Below are 14067 nucleotides of genomic sequence, written 5' to 3'. Positions count from 1 at the left end.
ATGAACCTGTCCCCGCTCAACCGCCGCCGGTTCGAACTGTTCAAAGCCAACAAGCGAGGCTGGTGGTCGCTGTGGCTGTTCCTGATTCTGTTCGGCCTGAGCCTCGGTGCCGAGCTGATCGCCAACGACAAGCCGCTCGTAGTGCATTACGACAACCACTGGTACTTCCCGGCGATCAAGCGCTACCCGGAAACCACTTTCGGCGGCGAATTCCCGCTGGAAGCCAACTACAAGAGCCCGTATATCCGCGAACTGCTCAAGGCCAAGGGTGCGTGGGTGTTGTGGGCGCCGATCCCCTACAGCTACCAGAGCATCAATTACGACCTGAAAGTCCCGGCCCCGGCCCCGCCCTCGGCGGACAACCTGCTGGGCACCGACGATCAGGGCCGCGATGTGCTGGCGCGGGTGATTTACGGCTTCCGCATTTCCGTGTTGTTTGCCCTCACGCTGACGGTACTCAGCTCGTTCATCGGCGTGATTGCCGGCGCGTTGCAGGGTTTCTATGGCGGCTGGGTCGATCTGGCCGGGCAGCGCTTTCTGGAAATCTGGTCGGGGCTGCCGGTGCTGTACCTGCTGATCATTCTCGCCAGTTTCGTCCAGCCGAATTTCTGGTGGCTGCTGGGGATCATGCTGCTGTTTTCGTGGATGAGCCTGGTCGACGTGGTGCGTGCCGAGTTCCTGCGTGGGCGCAACCTCGAATACGTGCGCGCGGCACGGGCGCTGGGCATGCAGAACGGCGCGATCATGTTCCGCCACATCCTGCCCAACGCGATGGTCTCGACCATGACCTTCATGCCGTTCATCCTCACCGGTGCCATCGGCACCCTGACCGCGCTGGATTTCCTCGGCTTCGGCTTGCCGGCCGGCAGCCCGTCGCTGGGTGAACTGGTGGCCCAGGGCAAATCCAACCTGCAGGCGCCGTGGCTGGGCATCAGCGCGTTTGCGGTGCTGGCGCTGATGTTGAGTTTGCTGGTGTTTATCGGCGAGTCCGCTCGCGATGCCTTCGACCCGAGGAAGTGAAATGAATCAGGACAATCTGATCGAAGTGCGCGACCTCGCCGTCGAGTTCGGCATGAATGAGCGAGTCCACCGGGTGGTCGAGGGCGTGAGCTTCGACATCAAGCGCGGCGAAACCCTGGCGCTGGTCGGCGAATCCGGCTCGGGCAAATCGGTGACGGCGCACTCGATCCTGCGCCTGCTGCCTTATCCGCTGGCCCGCCATCCGGCCGGCAGCATCAACTACGCCGGGCAGAATCTGCTGGGGCTGAGCGAAAAGACCATTCGCCACATCCGCGGCAACCGCATCGCGATGATCTTTCAGGAGCCGATGACCTCGCTCAACCCGCTGCACTCGATCGAGAAGCAGATCAACGAGGTGTTGGGCATCCACAAGGGCCTGAGCGGCAAAGTCGCGACCAAGCGCACGCTGGAGCTGCTGGAGATGGTCGGCATCCCCGAGCCGCACAAGCGCCTCAAGGCCCTGCCCCACGAATTGTCTGGCGGCCAGCGCCAGCGGGTGATGATCGCCATGGCGTTGGCCAACGAGCCGGAACTGCTGATCGCCGACGAGCCGACCACCGCCCTGGACGTGACCGTTCAGCTGAAAATCCTCGATTTGCTCAAGGAACTTCAGGCTCGATTGGGCATGTCGCTGTTACTGATCAGTCATGATTTGAACCTGGTGCGAAGAATTGCGCATCGCGTATGTGTCATGCAGCGCGGTTGCATCGTCGAACAGGCATCGTGCGCAGAGCTGTTCCGTTCGCCGCAGCATCCGTACACTCGGGAATTGCTCGGCGCGGAGCCCAGCGGAGGCCCGGCGAGCAATAAAATCGGGGCGCCGCTGCTCGAAGTCGAGAACCTGAAAGTCTGGTTCCCGATCAAGAAAGGCCTGCTCAAACGCACGGTGGATTACGTCAAGGCAGTGGACGGCATCAATTTCAGCCTGCCTCAGGGACAGACCCTGGGGATCGTGGGGGAAAGCGGTTCCGGCAAATCCACGCTGGGTCTGGCGATTTTGCGGCTGATCGGCAGCAAAGGCGCGATCCGCTTTGAGGGCAAGCAGCTAGACTGCCTGACGCAGAACGAGGTTCGCCCGTTGCGGCGGGAGATGCAGGTGGTGTTTCAGGACCCGTTCGGCAGCCTGAGCCCGCGAATGTGCGTCAGCGACATCGTTGGCGAAGGCCTGCGGATTCACAAGATGGGCACCGCGGCCGAGCAGGAAGCGGCGATTATTGCGGCATTGAAGGAGGTAGGTCTGGATCCGGAAACCCGGCACCGCTACCCCCACGAATTTTCCGGTGGGCAACGGCAACGTATCGCCATTGCCCGGGCTTTGGTGCTGAAACCGGCGCTGATCCTGCTGGACGAGCCTACGTCGGCGCTCGACCGCACGGTGCAGCGGCAAGTGGTGGAGCTGTTGCGTTCACTGCAAGCCAAGTACAACCTGACGTATTTGTTCATCAGCCATGACCTGGCTGTCGTCAAAGCGCTGAGCCACCAGCTGATGGTGGTCAAGCATGGCCAAGTGGTCGAACAGGGAGACGCGCAAGCAATCTTTGCCGCTCCCAAACATTCGTATACACAGCAGTTGCTGGAAGCCGCTTTTCTGGCACCAGCCACTGCGCAATAACCTGAAAGAGGAGCAACACATGGGTTTTCTCGCCGGTAAGCGCGTACTGATCGTCGGTGTCGCCAGCAAGCTGTCCATCGCATCCGGCATCGCTGCCGCCATGCATCGCGAGGGCGCTGAGCTTGCCTTCACTTATCAGAACGACAAACTGAAAGGTCGTGTTGAGGAATTCGCTCAAGGCTGGGGTTCGAGCCCTGAGCTGTGCTTCCCGTGCGACGTGGCCAGCGATGAAGAAATCGCCAAGGTCTTCGAAGAACTGAGCAAGAAGTGGGACGGCCTGGACTGCATCGTGCACTCCGTCGGCTTCGCCCCGGGCGACCAACTGGACGGCGACTTCACCGAAGCCACCACCCGTGAAGGTTTCCGCATCGCTCACGACATCAGCGCCTACAGCTTCGTGGCCCTGGCCAAGGCTGGTCGCGAAATGATGAAAGGCCGCAACGGCAGCCTGCTGACCCTGTCGTACCTGGGCGCCGAACGCACCATGCCGAACTACAACGTGATGGGCATGGCCAAGGCTTCGCTGGAAGCTGGCGTACGTTACCTGGCCGGTTCCCTGGGCCCGGACGGCACCCGCGTCAACTGCGTTTCGGCTGGCCCGATCCGTACCCTGGCCGCCTCGGGCATCAAGAACTTCCGCAAGATGCTGGCCGCCAACGAAGCGCAAACCCCACTGCGCCGCAACGTCACCATCGAAGAAGTCGGCAACGCCGGCGCCTTCCTGTGCTCCGACCTGGCGTCGGGCATCAGCGGTGAAATCATGTACGTGGACGGCGGCTTCAACACCACCGCCATGGGCAACATCGAAGAGTAATTTTCGCGCTGCCGATAAAAAGCCCGCCAATAGGCGGGCTTTTTCATGCCTGCGATTCCAGGCAACGGGCGAACAACTGCTGAATCGGCTGGCTGCGCTGGCTGTAACGCTGCAACAGCACCATCTCGCGATAGAACGTCAACTCACCCAATTCGATCACCCTCACCCTCAACGGATGCTCCAGCCACAATCCGGCTCTTGGCAGCAACGAAACCCCAAGCCCGCACTCGACCATTTTCACAATCGCTTCCAGCTCATCCAGCTCCAGCGCTACGTGGACGTCTATCCGCTGCTCACGCAGAAACCGCGACACCAGTCGTCCGCCAAACGAATTGCGGTCGTAGCGCACCTGAGAGTGTTCGGCCAGCAGTTGCAGCGGATCATCGCCCTCGACCGTTGTCGGCACGATCAGAACGAAGGGTTCGCGACGAATCACCTGCGCCGACAGCTCCTTGGGCAATTCGAACGGCGGCTTGATCATGATCGCCAGATCGACTTCCCCGGCATCCACCTGACTCAACAGGTTCAGCGACACCCCCGGCACCAGTTTCGGCTCCACGCCCGGTGCCTGCTGACGCAAGCGCAACAACGCCTGAGGCAGCAGCCCGGTCTGTGCAGTCGCCACCGCGCCGATTCTCAGCTCGCCGCGAAACTCGCTGACCTCCTCGCTCTCGCCCATGCGGTTGAAAATCGCGAGCATTTCCTGCGCCATCGGCACGGCGCGTTGCCCGGCCGGATTGAGCGTCGCCTGACGACCGGTGCGGTCGAACAGGCGAATACCCAAGGCCTGTTCGAGATTGCGGATCTGCGCGCTGACTGCAGACTGCGTCAAGCCGATGTGCAGCCCGGCAGCGGCAAACGTGCCATGGCGCGCCACCGCGAGAAAGGTCTTCAGTTCACGCAGCATGCGCACCTCGACTGATCGAAATAATTTGAGCTCGGCGCAAAAAATATCGTCTTTCGATCACCTTTCACAGCACTAGACTCAAACAACTTCCCCTTGATTGAGAATTCCCCATGCAGCTCAACCCTTTTCATCTGGCCATCCCCGTCTATGACCTGGCCGCCGCACGGCATTTTTACCGCGAAGTCTTCGGGCTGGAGGAAGGTCGTTCCAGCGCACACTGGGTCGACTTCAACTTCTTCGGCCATCAACTGGTGATTCATCTGGCGCCGAAAAACGCTGCACAGGAAGCCGCCCACACCAATGCCGTGGACGGGCATGACGTGCCGGTGCCGCATTTCGGGGTGGTGCTGGGGATGGCGCAATGGCAGGCGCTGGCCGAACGTCTGACGTCGCTGGGCACGCGGTTTGTGATTGAGCCGGGGATTCGCTTTCAGGGCCTGGTGGGCGAACAGGCGACGATGTTTCTGTTCGACCCGTGTGGCAATGCGCTGGAGTTCAAGGCGTTCAAGGATATCGGTCAGTTGTTTGCCAAATAGAAGTGTGGCGCCTTACCGGCCGCTATCGCTGGCAAGCCAGCTCCCACAAGGTTCTGCGGTGTGGCTGGATTTTGTGAGCACCCGCGAAATCTGTGGGAGCTGGCTTGCCAGCGATGAGGCCCTCAATGACCGCGCTTCAATTGCTGCTTGTGTTCGTACATTGCGCTATCGGCATCAGCCAGTAACCGATCCACTGTGTCATGGCGTTGCGGATCGTATTCGATCTGGCCGACGCTGAAGCGGATGTCGTAGCCGCGTTGCAACATCGTATTGCGCTCGTCGAGGATGTCCTTGAGCCGCGCCATGATCGCCGTGGTTTCGACGTGACTGGAGCCGGTCAGCAGCGCCACGAACTCGTCACCGCCCAAGCGCCCGACCACGTCGCTCTCGCGAAAAGCGATGCGCAGCACGTCGGCGAAGGTCTTCAGCGCACTGTCGCCTTCGGCATGCCCATAGTGATCATTGATGTGTTTGAAGTCATTGAGATCGAAAAACAGCAGCGTTGCCGGTTTGTCCCGGTGCTTGCAGGCCTCCAGCGCATACTGAGCAAGGGCCTTGAAGCCACGGCGGTTGGACAGCAGCGTCAGCTCGTCCATGTTCGCCATCTGCACCGCCATCAATTCCTGCTCGGCCATCCCGGCCAGATCGCGCAACAGCCCGCGCTCCTCGTCATCGAGCTCGCGCGGCCTGGTGTCGATCAGGCACAGCGTGCCCATCTTGTTGCCGTTGGGCACGGTCAGCGGGTAGCCCGCGTAAAAACGGATGTTCGGCTCGCCGGTCACCAGCGGATTGTCATGAAAGCGTTTGTCTTGCTTGGCATCCGGCACCAGCAGCAATTCATCCTGAAGAATCGCGTGCCCACAGAACGACACATCCCGTGGGGTTTCGTTGACGTCGAGGCCGACGCACGACTTGAACCATTGCCGATCCTTGTCGACCAGCGTGACCAACGCAATCGGCACGTTGAACAGCCGTTTGGCCAGACGCGTCAAACGGTCGAAACGTTCTTCGGGTGCAGAGTCCAGGACGTTCAGTCCGTGCAATGCCTGGATTCGCACAGCTTCATTGGCAGGTTTGATCGGGGCCAGCATCACGCACTCCATCAGGGTCAACGACCGTTAGAGTAGCTTGAATCGCCAGCGACTCACACACTCAGCCGCCCGCCACCGGGCACGGCCCGCCGGCATCGGCCCAAAGCTTGAACTGGGCCACAAAAATATCATGCGGCACTGGCACCGGCGCGCGCCCGGCTCCGGGATTCCAGCCCCACAGCACCAGTTTGTCGTCGCTGACATGTTTGATCAGCGCGGCGAAATCACGGTCGCCGTTGCTGGAACGATCCTTGATCATCGCGCACAACTTGTCCGGCGGCAGGCCAATCCAGGCCATCTTGTGCGCCGCCGGTGGCAGGCTCCAGTGCGGCGCCCCCGGAGGCGCATGCGGGCCATAACTGTCGGGCGGGTTGCGCTCGGCATGACAGGTGGCGCAAGGCAAACCGGCGGCACCCTTGCCGTCCATGCCGCGCACGACATTCATCGCGTGCGGTTTGCCGGCATCGAATTGCAGCGGCGAGTCGCCGGGAATGTGGCAGTTCTGGCAACGCGGGCTCTGGAACACCTTCTGCACCGTGCCGAACGCCTTGAGCGCCTCCTGATCATCGGCGAACAGGTCCGAAGCATAGCCGCCCAGCCCGAGCAGAATCACCGTGCCCAATAGCAGATGTCGTTTCATCTCACACCCCCGACAGTTGCAGCGGCAGTTCACGCAAACGTTGCCCGGTCAGTGCATACACCGCGTTGGCCACCGCCGGCGCGGTGGGCGGAACCCCCGCCTCACCGATGCCCCCGGGCTTGTCGCTGCTGGGCACGATATGCACTTCGACCAGCGGCATCTCATTGAGGCGCAGCACCTGATAGTCGTGATAATTGGATTGCACCACCGCGCCGTCCTTGACCGTCAGCTTGCTGTACAGCGCCATGCCCAGGCCAAAGGTGATGCACGATTCCATCTGCGCCGCGATGCTCTGCGGATTGACCGCGATCCCGCAATCCACCGCACACACCACGCGGTGCACGCGGATCGCCAGATTGTCCTGGGAGACCTCGGCCACCTGCGCCACATAACTGCCGAACGACTCGTGCACCGCCACGCCCAGCGCATGCCCGTCCGGCAATGGCGCTGTCCAGTTGGCCTTCTCCACCGCCAGATTCAGCACTCCGAGATGGCGCGCATGATCCTTGAGCAACGTTCGCCGGTATTCCACCGGGTCCTTGCCGGCCGCCGTGGCCATTTCATCGATCAGCGACTCCATGACGAACGCGGTGTGGCTGTGCCCCACCGAACGCAGCCACAGCACGTTGATCCCGGTCTGCGGCGAATGCAGCTCGACCTGTTGATGAGACAGGCCTTTGATATACGGGCTGTCAGCCACACCTTCGACCGAGGTTGCGTCGATGCCGTTCTTGACCATGGTCTGTTCGAGCATGGTGCCGGCCATGATCGATTGACCGACCAGCACATGCTGCCAGCTCAACGGCATGCCCTGCCCGTCGAGGCCGATGCGCGCCTGATGCAGGAACATCGAGCGGTAATAACCGCCGCGAATGTCATCCTCACGGGACCACACGGTTTTCACCGGCATCCCGGCAGCTTTCGCCACTTGCACGGCTTCAGCGACGAAGTCCGAAGTCGGATTGGCCCGGCGCCCGAAACCGCCGCCCAGAAACTCGGTGTGAATCTCCACCTGCTCCGGTTTGAGTCCGGTGATCTTGCCGGCGACCATCTGGTCGAGGGTCTGGAATTGCGTGCCGGTCCAGATTTCGCACTTGTCGGCGCTGATCTTCACCGTGCAGTTGAGCGGTTCCATCGGTGCATGCGCCAGATACGGCACGCTGTACTCGACGTCGATTTTCTTCGCCGCTTTATTGAAGTTGCCCTGCGGATCCCCGGCCTGACTGGCGGAAGTGCCCGGTGTCGCTGCCAGCTTGCGGAAACTGTCGAGCAGGCCCTGACTGCTCAGGTCCGCGTGTGGCCCCCTGTCCCAATCGACTTTCAAGGCATCGCGACCGAGTTTCGCCGCCCAATAATGCTCGGCGATCACCGCCACGCCGGTCGGCACCTGCACCACTTTGTGCACGCCGGGCACCGCCAGCGCCTCGGCCCCCTCAAAGGATTTGACCGTGGCTCCGAACACTGGCGCCCGCGCGACCATCGCGGTCATCAAGCCGTCGAACTGCACGTCCATACCGAACTTGGCGCGCCCGGTGATTTTCTCCGGGGTGTCGAGGCGTTTGGTCGGTTTGCCGATGACCTTCCAGTCCTTGGCCTCCTTGAAGGTGATCGACTTCGGATCCGGCACTGGCAGTTGCCCGGCAGCGTCTGCCAGTTCGCCGTACGTCGCGCGTTTATCGCCGGCAATCACTACGCCCGATTCGGTGCGAATCGTCGACGCAGCAACGTTGAAGCGCTTGGCCGCCGCTTCCACCAGCATCTGCCGCGCCGTGGCCCCGGCCAGCCGGTAACGGTCGAACTCCATCCAGGTCGAGGTCGAGCCGCCGGTAATCTGCATCCCGCCAAACGCCGGCATGCCGTAATTGGCCGCCGAGGCCGGCGAGTGTTCGACGCGGATCGTCGACCAATCGGCGTCCAGTTCTTCGGCGATCAACATGGTCAGGCCAGTCCAGATGCCTTGGCCCATTTCCGAATGCCCGAGCAACACCGTCACGCTGTTGTCGGCGGCGATACGCAAAAACGCATTCGGCGCGAAGACCTTGCCTTCATTCTCCGCTGCCCGCGCAAACCGATGGGCACCGGGCACGACAAACGCCACCACCAGACCGCCACCCAGCACGGCACTGCCCTTGAGAAAGCCGCGACGCGATACAGGACTGTTCATCGTCTATCTCCCAATCAGCCAATTTCGGCCGCACGTTTCACTGCTGCGCGGATTCGCGGATAGGTGCCGCAGCGGCAAATGTTGCCGGAGAGCGCCTGATCGATATCGCTGTCGGTAGGTTTGGGGATTTTCGCAAGCAGCGCGGCGGCAGACATGATCTGCCCGGACTGACAGTAACCGCATTGCACCACGTCGAGTTCGGCCCAGGCTTGCTGCACCGGGTGCGAGCCGTCGGTGGACAGGCCTTCGATGGTGAGGATTTTCTGACCGTTGGCCACGGCAGTGGCGGGCGTGATACAGGCACGCAACGGTGCCCCATCAACGTGTACGGTGCAGGCACCGCACTGGGCCATGCCACAGCCGAATTTGGTACCGGTCAGGTGCGCCACATCACGCAGGACCCAGAGCAGCGGCATGTCTGCCGGCACATCGAGTTCCTGATCCTTGCCATTGATATTCAAGGTCAGCATCGGGGATTTTCCTCAGACTCACGGTGTTCTGAAGGGGCGTCGCTACGGCCATCGAAGCCAGTGCGTGCCTCGGCTTATCCCTTTCAGCAAAGCCCAAATTGCGCCGCAAGCCAGACGTTGCGACCACCGGTCATGCCTCAACGTAAAAATGTCGACTTTAATCTTCTGGCTGATAACGGCGCTCACCCGAGCCAGCACCACCGGTTTGCGACGAGCGCGGTCACCCATCACATTGGTCAGGAGTCGCGAACATGGGATTTGTCACCACTCAAGACGGCGTCGATATCTTCTACAAGGACTGGGGCCCGAAGGACGCTCCGGTGATCCACTTCCACCACGGCTGGCCACTCAGCTCGGACGACTGGGATGCGCAGATGCTGTTCTTCCTGGGCCAGGGCTTTCGGGTGATTGCCCATGACCGTCGGGGCCATGGACGTTCGAGCCAGGTCTGGGACGGCCACGACATGGACCATTACGCCGACGATGCGCTGGCGGTGGTTCAGTATCTGGGGGTGAAGAACGTGGTGCATGTCGGCCACTCCACCGGCGGCGGTGAGGTCATCCACTACATCGCCCGACATGGGCAGGACAACGTGGCCAAAGGCGTGTTGATCAGCGCGGTGCCACCGTTGATGGTCCAGACCGAAAGCAATCCCGGTGGGTTGCCGAAATCGGTGTTCGATGATTTTCAGGCACAACTGGCGGCCAATCGCGCGCAGTTCTATCGCGACATTCCCAGCGGTCCTTTCTATGGCTATAACCGCCCGGGAGCAAAACCTTCGGAAGGGATCATCGGCAACTGGTGGCGTCAGGGCATGATCGGCGGCGCCAAAGCGCATTACGACGGGATCGTCGCGTTCTCCCAGACCGACTTCACCGAAGACCTGAAAAAAGTCACCGTGCCGGTGCTGGTAATGCACGGCGAAGACGACCAGATCGTGCCGTATGCGAACTCGGGGCCTTTGTCGGCGAAACTGCTGCCAAATGGCACGCTGAAGTCGTATCCGGGCTTCCCGCACGGAATGCCGACAACCGAGGCGCCGACGATCAATGCGGATTTGTTGGCGTTTATTCGCGGGTGACACACATCATTGTGGGAGCTGGCTTGCCAGCGATGGCGGTGGATCAGGCAACATCAATTGTGGATGCGCCGGCCTCATCGCTGGCAAGCCAGCTCCCACAGGGGACTGGGTGATTGGCTTGACTGCGTACTACGCCTCGGTACGGCCCGTCCCTTCACGATCACGTTCGTAGTGGTGCGCCAGCGGCAGCGCTGGCAACCATGACTCCCGGCGGATGGTCCACAGCTCATACGTCGGCTTGAACCGGTTCGGCTCGTCCAGCGAGCCGACATTCACTTCAATCTCATCCTCCGAACGTGCAAGTACTGGCGAACCACAGCGCGGGCAAAACACCCGCCCTTGATACTCGCCGAGAGTCCCGCTGACGGTCACCGCCTTCTCGGGAAATATTGCCGATGCGTGAAACAATGCGCCGTGATGTTTGCGGCAGTCGAGGCAATGGCAAATGCCGATGCGGTAAGGTTGGCCCGCAGCTTCGAAGCGAACATCGCCGCACAGGCAACCGCCGGTTAATGGGGTCATGGTGTCTATCCTCTGTCAGACTCTGTTCAGCCTTTGAACATAGCAGCCGTACAAGCGAACGCTCACAATTTGCCCTTTGCCGGAGACAGCGCCATGTCCTCCCCTGAATCCACCTTGTTACAGAGCTGGCACGCCAACGCTGATGCCTGGATCGAGGTCATCCGCAGCGGTGCCATCGAAAGCCGCCAGCAGGTCACCGATCAGGCGATCCTGCTGGCAATCATGGGCCGCCAACCGGAACGCGTGCTGGATCTGGGTTGCGGCGAAGGCTGGTTGTTGCGCGCGCTGGCGGATCGCAGCATCGATGCGGTGGGTGTCGACGGTGATGCGAGGCTGATCGAGGCGGCACGCGCGGCCGGTTCAGCCAATGTGCATGTCGCCAGTTACCAGACGCTGGTCGAGGCCGAAGGCGCTATTGGCCGTGATTACGATTTGATCTGCGCCAACTTCTCGCTGCTGCATCAGGACATCATTCCATTGCTCGCCGCCATGCATGCGTTGCTGGTTTCGGGCGGCACCATGATTATTCAGACCCTGCATCCGTGGGCCGTGGCGGCCGGCAATTATCAGGATGGCTGGCGTGAAGAGTCCTTCGTGGGGTTCAAGGGCCAGTGGCAGCCGATGCCGTGGTATTTCCGCACGCTGTCGAGCTGGTGCAACGCGCTGGACATGGCCGGGTTTCACCTGGTCAGCCTGCAAGAGCCGCAGCATCCGCAAAGCCCGGTGCCGCAGTCGTTACTGATGATCGCCGAACGGCGCTGACTTCCTGCACATCCTGACTGAGTCACAGACATTGTGGGAGCTGGCTTGCCAGCGATGGCGGTGGCTCAGGCAACATCACTTCTGAAGGTGCCGGCCTCATCGCTGGCAAGCCAGCTCCCACAGGTTCAGGGTGTTGCTGAATTGCACTGCACTTGTCGATCTACGGCACCGCCAGTCGACCAAGGACTGACTACGCTGTAAATCCTGCGTGTCTAACCTGCCGAGGATGACTGCCATGCAACGTTTCCAGAAAATCACGCCGTGCCTGTGGTTCGATGATCAGGCCGAAGCCGCCGCGAAGTTCTATTGCTCGATCTTCGATCATTCGAAAATCACCGGCCTCACCCACTACAGCAAGGTCGGCCAGGAATTTCACGGCAAGCCGGAAGGCGCGGTGATGACCGTCAGCTTCGAACTCGACGGCCAGACCTTCACCGGCCTCAACGGCGGGCCGCTGTTCAAGTTCAGTGAAGCCATTTCGTTTCAGGTCAACTGCCAGAATCAGGAAGAAGTCGACCATTTCTGGGGCAATCTGTCGGCCGGTGGCCCGGTCGAGGCCCAGCAATGCGGCTGGCTCAAGGACAAGTTCGGCGTGTCGTGGCAGATCGTCCCCGTGGCGTTCATGCACATGATGCTGGACCCCGACACCAGCAAGTCGCAACGGGCGATGCAGGCCATGTTCACGATGAAAAAACTCGACATCGCCGAACTGGAGCGGGCCTTTGCCGGCCAGAGCTAATACACTCCGGGTCTGGCCTGCCGGGAACCATAACGATGAAACACGCTGCCGCCAAAAACCCTCAAAAAGCCCCACGCTTCTGGCGGGACGATGCCCTGCCCTTCATCGAAGCGCGGGCCATCGCCGATGGTCGTGAGGTCTGCTACTCACGCCATTCCCATGCGCACTTTTCCATCGGCGCGATCACGGCCGGGCGCAGCATTTATGTGCATGAGCAATCGACATTCGAAGTCGCCGCCGGCACCGTGGTGCTGATGAATCCGGGCGACGTGCACGCCTGCAATCCGATCGATGATCAGCCGTGGTCGTACTTGATGTTGTATGTCGAGACGCCATGGCTGACGGATCTGCAGCATCAGTTGGGGTTCAGTGCGGAGCTTGAGTTTCGGCGATTTTCCACCACGCACCTGGATGACCTGCGACTGTTTCGTGACCTGCGCGAGCTTTACGCCATATTGGTCGATGAGCAGCAGGACGCACTGCGTAAACACAGCGCAGCGGTGGAGTTTTTCAGTGATTTGCAATGGCGCCTGAACCCGGCTGAACCCGCGCTGCGCGAGCCGAATATCAAGCTCGAGCGCGCCGCCGACTTCATCCGCGCACACTGCACCGACCTGCTCAGCCTGGAGGACATCTGCACGGCGGCGCAGTTGTCACCGTCGTATCTGATCCGTGCATTCAAACAGCATTACGGCATGACGCCGCACGCGTTCCTGGTCAACCAGCGCATCCAGTTTGCCCGCGAACGCCTGCGCAGCGGCCAGCTGATTGCCGATGTTGCACTGGAAGCAGGGTTTGCCGATCAGGCGCATTTTCAGCGCGCGTTCAAACAGCATCTGGCCGCGACACCCGGCCAATATCGCGGCTGACCATCGACTTCGGGCTCACGGCAACAGCAGATAAACCGCGCTCGCCGCCAGCAACAGAGCCATCAAGCGATTGAACAGGCGCATCCCCGCCGGATTGCCCAGATACCCCCGCAAAAACGTTCCGGCGTACACCCAGCAACCGACCGACAGATAACAGATCACCAGATACACTGCGGCGAACTGCCAGACCAGCCGCGCCTCGCCATCGGCGACAAACGCGCCCATTCCTGCCACACAGGCCAGCCACGCTTTCGGGTTAAGCCATTGCATCACCGCGCCGTACAGCATCGACGGCGCCCGCCCCGCTTCGCCGGCATGCAACTGGCCGTCATCGGCAGCCAGCTTCCAGGCCATGAACAACAGAAACGCCACCCCGGCCAATTGCACCACCCGGGTCAGGAATGGCCACAGTTTCAGGACTTCATGCAGGCCCAAACCCATCAGCACCAGCAACAGCACAAAGCCCAGCGTCGCCCCCGCGACGTGCCGCTGACTGGCTCGAAAGCCGTACTGCGCCCCGGAACTCAGCGCGACGATATTCACCGGCCCCGGGGTTATGGACGCCACCAGCGCAAACGCCGCCATCGACACAATCAGACTCATTACGCACCTGCTGCAATTGGGGAACAAGAAGCCAACAGTAAACAGTGCCGCCGGCTCGCGTATTGAACAAAATCACCCACGACCCGCGCCACAACTCAGGCACTTGAAGGCGGAGAATAAGTTTCTGTTGCCACTTAATACTTCGCGCAGACATCTCGATACTTTTAATAACAACTAGCAACTCAAAATGAAACACCAACATTGCGCGACGTTTTATATTTCCGACCACTTCACAA

15 protein-coding genes are annotated in these 14067 nt (G+C 61.0%); 8 read left to right on the top strand and 7 right to left on the bottom strand.

The features are described 5' to 3' along the window. Genes AB1J88_RS04740 through fabI form a run of 3 tightly spaced genes read left to right on the top strand, consistent with a single transcriptional unit; the run spans position 1 to position 3446 of the window. Positions 1 to 1020 carry an ABC transporter permease gene (locus AB1J88_RS04740; RefSeq protein ID WP_430290362.1) on the top strand — a complete coding sequence of 340 codons (1020 nt, stop codon included), beginning with the start codon at positions 1 to 3 and terminating at the stop codon, positions 1018 to 1020. 1 nt (position 1021) lies between these two features. Continuing rightward, positions 1022 to 2632 (top strand): ABC transporter ATP-binding protein, encoded by a 1611-nt coding sequence (locus AB1J88_RS04735; protein ID WP_430290360.1) that lies wholly within the window; start codon positions 1022 to 1024, stop codon positions 2630 to 2632. A 19-nt stretch (positions 2633 to 2651) separates the two neighbouring features. Then, positions 2652 to 3446, top strand: coding sequence for an enoyl-ACP reductase FabI (gene fabI, locus AB1J88_RS04730; protein WP_003202751.1), 795 nt, complete (start codon positions 2652 to 2654; stop codon positions 3444 to 3446). A gap of 43 nt (positions 3447 to 3489) precedes the next feature. Here the strand turns inward: fabI and AB1J88_RS04725 are convergent, their stop codons facing one another. After that, positions 3490 to 4353: a LysR family transcriptional regulator gene (locus tag AB1J88_RS04725; RefSeq protein WP_430290359.1), complete on the bottom strand. Its 864-nt coding sequence runs from the start codon at positions 4351 to 4353 to the stop codon at positions 3490 to 3492. A gap of 110 nt (positions 4354 to 4463) precedes the next feature. Between AB1J88_RS04725 and AB1J88_RS04720 the strand changes: the two genes are divergently transcribed. Continuing rightward, a complete protein-coding gene (locus AB1J88_RS04720; protein WP_222019083.1) occupies positions 4464 to 4889 on the top strand; it encodes a VOC family protein in 426 nt (141 codons plus the stop codon). A 122-nt stretch (positions 4890 to 5011) separates the two neighbouring features. Here AB1J88_RS04720 and AB1J88_RS04715 read toward each other — a convergent pair whose 3' ends face one another. The 4 genes from AB1J88_RS04715 to AB1J88_RS04700 form a co-directional block, all read right to left on the bottom strand. Further along, a complete protein-coding gene (locus tag AB1J88_RS04715; protein ID WP_041067304.1) occupies positions 5012 to 5980 on the bottom strand; it encodes a sensor domain-containing diguanylate cyclase in 969 nt (322 codons plus the stop codon). Positions 5981 to 6041: 61 nt separating this feature from the next. Beyond that, positions 6042 to 6620, bottom strand: coding sequence for a hypothetical protein (locus AB1J88_RS04710; RefSeq protein WP_041067306.1), 579 nt, complete (start codon positions 6618 to 6620; stop codon positions 6042 to 6044). Position 6621: 1 nt separating this feature from the next. Beyond that, positions 6622 to 8784 (bottom strand): molybdopterin cofactor-binding domain-containing protein, encoded by a 2163-nt coding sequence (locus AB1J88_RS04705; RefSeq protein ID WP_430290358.1) that lies wholly within the window; start codon positions 8782 to 8784, stop codon positions 6622 to 6624. A gap of 14 nt (positions 8785 to 8798) precedes the next feature. After that, positions 8799 to 9254, bottom strand: coding sequence for a (2Fe-2S)-binding protein (locus AB1J88_RS04700; RefSeq protein ID WP_025111491.1), 456 nt, complete (start codon positions 9252 to 9254; stop codon positions 8799 to 8801). Positions 9255 to 9505: 251 nt separating this feature from the next. On the opposite strand from AB1J88_RS04700, the gene AB1J88_RS04695 reads away from it, so the two are divergent. Beyond that, positions 9506 to 10336: an alpha/beta fold hydrolase gene (locus tag AB1J88_RS04695; RefSeq protein WP_108182958.1), complete on the top strand. Its 831-nt coding sequence runs from the start codon at positions 9506 to 9508 to the stop codon at positions 10334 to 10336. A gap of 129 nt (positions 10337 to 10465) precedes the next feature. Here the strand turns inward: AB1J88_RS04695 and AB1J88_RS04690 are convergent, their stop codons facing one another. Beyond that, positions 10466 to 10858, bottom strand: coding sequence for a GFA family protein (locus tag AB1J88_RS04690; RefSeq protein ID WP_108182960.1), 393 nt, complete (start codon positions 10856 to 10858; stop codon positions 10466 to 10468). A gap of 93 nt (positions 10859 to 10951) precedes the next feature. Between AB1J88_RS04690 and AB1J88_RS04685 the strand changes: the two genes are divergently transcribed. From AB1J88_RS04685 to AB1J88_RS04675, 3 genes are all read left to right on the top strand, one after another. After that, positions 10952 to 11620, top strand: coding sequence for a class I SAM-dependent methyltransferase (locus tag AB1J88_RS04685; RefSeq protein WP_430290357.1), 669 nt, complete (start codon positions 10952 to 10954; stop codon positions 11618 to 11620). A gap of 235 nt (positions 11621 to 11855) precedes the next feature. Beyond that, positions 11856 to 12359 carry a VOC family protein gene (locus tag AB1J88_RS04680; protein ID WP_430290356.1) on the top strand — a complete coding sequence of 168 codons (504 nt, stop codon included), beginning with the start codon at positions 11856 to 11858 and terminating at the stop codon, positions 12357 to 12359. 35 nt (positions 12360 to 12394) lie between these two features. Next, positions 12395 to 13228, top strand: a complete 834-nt coding sequence (locus tag AB1J88_RS04675; RefSeq protein ID WP_222019080.1) for an AraC family transcriptional regulator — start codon at positions 12395 to 12397, stop codon at positions 13226 to 13228. 15 nt (positions 13229 to 13243) lie between these two features. Here AB1J88_RS04675 and AB1J88_RS04670 read toward each other — a convergent pair whose 3' ends face one another. After that, positions 13244 to 13831, bottom strand: a complete 588-nt coding sequence (locus AB1J88_RS04670) for a LysE family translocator (protein WP_108182964.1) — start codon at positions 13829 to 13831, stop codon at positions 13244 to 13246. Between the last annotated feature and the right edge of the window lie 236 nt (positions 13832 to 14067).

It is taken from the genome of Pseudomonas sp. S8 (assembly GCF_050473925.1).
GTDB classification, from domain to species: domain Bacteria; phylum Pseudomonadota; class Gammaproteobacteria; order Pseudomonadales; family Pseudomonadaceae; genus Aquipseudomonas; species Aquipseudomonas parakoreensis.
This window is presented reverse-complemented; position numbering and strand designations above follow the sequence as displayed.